Origin of the sequence: Streptomyces sp. A 4/2 (assembly GCF_940670765.1) — a bacterium.
Taxonomy (GTDB): domain Bacteria; phylum Actinomycetota; class Actinomycetes; order Streptomycetales; family Streptomycetaceae; genus Streptomyces.
In genome coordinates this window covers 1-2,273 of record NZ_CALNVW010000045.1, presented here as the reverse complement: position 1 = coordinate 2,273, position 2,273 = coordinate 1, and the positions used below count along the sequence as shown (strand labels likewise).

The following is a 2,273-nucleotide window of genomic DNA, read 5'->3' as shown; positions in this document are numbered from 1 at the left end:
AGAGGAACAGCGGAGTTGGAACGGCAGAAGCTTTCAGACCAGACGTAGGACACGACCGGTAGGCGGCTCAGAGCGAACCATGGTGAGCAGAGCGGGTAGGCCGGACGGCAACAGGCCAGAGGACGTGATGGCCGTTTGGGAGCGTGGCGCGGATGAGACCGTGAGGGTGCCGGGTTGCCGGGTTGCCGGGAGGCGGCGGGCGACGGGGGGAAAGCAGGATGCCCCGCTCACGTTGTGAGCGGGGCGGGGGCGGGGGCGGGGGCGCTACGCGGCGCGCTGGTTGGCGTCGGCTAGCAGAGAGCGGCCGACGTGCCCTGCTGCTTCTGCGGGGGACTTCCCGGCCCCGAGGGCCAGGAGGTAGCGAGTGGTGGTGACGGCGACTGCTTCGGGGGTGCTGAGCGCCTTGTGGACCATGGGCGGTCGAACGCCCCACTTCTGTGCGATCAGTGTGCTTGCGGCGGAGGTGATGAACGCTACGGCGTCGGCCACGCCGTTCGGCGTGTCCGGGGAGATCGAGTCGCTCATGGGCCTACTCCTTTCAGGGGGTGGCGTGGTGGTTGGGCCGGTGCAGGGGGCCGGGGGTGCGCCCGGTGGGCGCACCCCCGGGTGTGTCACGCCTTGGTCAGGGTGGCCAGCTCGGCGGACAGGTCCGCGCGCTTGAGGTTCAGGGCGGTGATCGCGCCGGTGAGCTGTGCGGCGGGAGCCATGTCCGGGGTGACGTCCGGGCTGGTCATCCCGTTCTCGGGAAGCTCGTCGCGCTCCTTGGTCAGGTCGGCGATTCGCTCGCCGATCGACAGGATGTCGAGCTTGAGCTTGTCGATCTTGTCGGCCTTCGCCTTGGTGTGCTGCTCGGTCCAGGGGGACTCCGAGTTGATGAACTTCGCGTAGTTCGCGGTGAGCTGGGCGAGGTCGTCGCGCTTCATCCACTCGACCACCAGGGCCGTCACCAGGTCAGAGGTGCGCATCGCGGTCTGCTGGGAGGGGTCCACCGCGTTGAAGCCGGTGGCGTACTGGGCACCAGCCAGGTTCGGGAGCCAGATGATCGGCGAGGCCGCCGTGATGTCCAGGGGGTTCACCTTCTTGTGTCCGACCACGAACGGAACGCTGGCACTTCCCAGGGTCGGGACATCGGTGCGCTGGTGCCGATCATCGGCCGAGCCCGCGCCGAACTGGACGTTCACCAGACCCGGCACGGAGGGCTCGGCGTTGTAGTCGGGGTGGATCACGAAGGACCCGACCGGGATGACCCCCTCCTGCACGATCCGCTTGACCGTGTAGGTCACCTCACCGTTCTCGCCGATGTTGCTCTCGGCCGAGTAGGTGGCGCCGGTCACGGTGGTGAAGGTGGTCTGAGCGGTCATGTCGTCCTCCTGGACGTGGGTTGGATGGGGCCGGGATGCCGTTCCCGGCCCCTTGTGAGAACTACTCTACACAGATTCATAGAGTTAAGCAACTATGATTCTGTGATTGACGGTCAGTGCGCGGCGGCCATCGTGCGGCCCATGGCTTCGCGCAGCGCCCCGTGCCCGATGGTCGTGGCCTTGACTACGAAGACGCTCCGCGAGAAGGCCCGGACCTCTGTGCACACGGCCTGCCCCTCCCACTGCTTGAGCTCCGCGAACAGCCTCCGGAACGCCTCCACGGAGGTCCGGGTTATGGGGTACTGCCTGGTGGTGTGTTCCATGATCGCGCCTTTGTGAGTGATGGTTCAGTGCGAGGTGTCGAAGTGTCGGACTCCTACAGCACCTCGACTGCGAAGACCATGAGAAGGCAGACCGTCGCTATCCAGGCGGCCAGCATCAAGAGCCCCGCCGTGTCGCGGGAAATTGCCTTGACGGTCAGCGTCACGAGCTCCAGCGCGTCGCGGGCGGCGGTGGTTTCGGGGAGCTCGCAGTGTGGGGGGCGTCGGGTCGGCAGAAGTCCGTACTGAGCCTCGTATTTGTCGGTCCTGGTGAAAAGTCCGGCGTAGGACTCGGCCGTGCGTCGGCTGCTGGCGTAGGGCCTCCCGAGATGGCCGCTGAGGTCCAGCGAGGCCCCGTTGCGAGTGACGTACCAGGTAGAGAAGGAGCGTCGCTTCACGTCGTAGGAGTTCATTTCGGTCCTTTCGGGGCGTGCGCCGGCCGAGCGGCGCGCTGTCGGTTACTCTGCCGACCTCGTGGTCACTACAATACATGTACTCATAGACTTAAGCAACTACACCCGGCCCCGTCTGCGCTTGCCTCCCGTCGGGCCTCCGTCCGGGCCGCCCCGGGTGTCGGGGGAGTGATCTCTCC

At 66.6% G+C, this 2,273-nt stretch carries 4 protein-coding genes; all 4 read right to left on the bottom strand.

Going from position 1 to position 2,273, the window contains the following annotated elements:
- Window positions 1-264: 264 nt before the first annotated feature.
- The 4 genes from NBY69_RS30475 to NBY69_RS30460 all read right to left on the bottom strand — a co-directional run bounded on the left by NBY69_RS30475 (window position 265) and on the right by NBY69_RS30460 (window position 2,094).
- Complete coding sequence (locus NBY69_RS30475; RefSeq protein WP_250305122.1) at window positions 265-525, bottom strand: hypothetical protein; 261 nt, start codon at window positions 523-525, stop codon at window positions 265-267.
- An 86-nt stretch (window positions 526-611) separates the two neighbouring features.
- A complete protein-coding gene (locus NBY69_RS30470; RefSeq protein WP_250305121.1) occupies window positions 612-1,361 on the bottom strand; it encodes a hypothetical protein in 750 nt (249 codons plus the stop codon).
- Window positions 1,362-1,474: 113 nt separating this feature from the next.
- On the bottom strand, window positions 1,475-1,684 hold the full coding sequence (locus NBY69_RS30465) for a hypothetical protein (RefSeq protein ID WP_250305120.1): 210 nt from the start codon (window positions 1,682-1,684) through the stop codon (window positions 1,475-1,477).
- 53 nt (window positions 1,685-1,737) lie between these two features.
- Window positions 1,738-2,094, bottom strand: coding sequence for a hypothetical protein (locus NBY69_RS30460; RefSeq protein WP_250305119.1), 357 nt, complete (start codon window positions 2,092-2,094; stop codon window positions 1,738-1,740).
- Window positions 2,095-2,273: the final 179 nt, after the last annotated feature.

What these genes read in the sequence shown, in the direction of transcription:
- NBY69_RS30475 (WP_250305122.1), bottom strand. Translation starts at nt 525, where the DNA reads ATGAGCGACTCGATCTCCCCGGACACGCCGAACGGCGTGGCCGACGCC.
- NBY69_RS30470 (WP_250305121.1), bottom strand. Translation starts at nt 1,361, where the DNA reads ATGACCGCTCAGACCACCTTCACCACCGTGACCGGCGCCACCTACTCG.
- NBY69_RS30465 (WP_250305120.1), bottom strand. Translation starts at nt 1,684, where the DNA reads ATGGAACACACCACCAGGCAGTACCCCATAACCCGGACCTCCGTGGAG.
- NBY69_RS30460 (WP_250305119.1), bottom strand. Translation starts at nt 2,094, where the DNA reads ATGAACTCCTACGACGTGAAGCGACGCTCCTTCTCTACCTGGTACGTC.